This window comes from Blautia glucerasea, assembly GCF_020537505.1.
In the GTDB taxonomy this organism is placed as follows: Bacteria; Bacillota; Clostridia; order Lachnospirales; family Lachnospiraceae; genus Blautia_A.
Genome location: NZ_JAJBMO010000131.1, coordinates 1 through 317 on the forward strand (window position 1 = coordinate 1; position 317 = coordinate 317).

1 protein-coding gene is annotated in these 317 nt (G+C 33.1%); it reads right to left on the reverse strand.

Annotated features, from left to right (window positions below; all coding sequences use genetic code 11):
* Positions 1–295 (reverse strand): winged helix-turn-helix domain-containing protein (locus LIQ05_RS19580; protein WP_226822949.1); only part of this gene is annotated, 295 nt, incomplete at its 3' end.
* Between the last annotated feature and the right edge of the window lie 22 nt (positions 296–317).

Genomic DNA, 317 nt, shown 5'->3' on the forward strand with positions numbered 1-317 from the left:
GCTGTTCGTTTTCATTATTCAATTCAAATTTGTAACCTATATCCCTGACACTGACAATGCAATTCCCGGCACCGTCTTCAACGACATTCAACTTTTTTCTCAATCGCTTTACCAGACACCAGATGATATTTTTAATATCACCAACAGAATAATCTTTCCATACAAGCTGGTAAATCTGTTCAAATGTGTATACTCTCATCGGTGTCACCGCTAATAAGTATAAAAAATTATATTCTTGTCGTGTTAAATGTAACGCTACATTATTCCAAAATACTTTATGTTTCTTATGATCCATTACAAGTTTTCCCTTATTAATC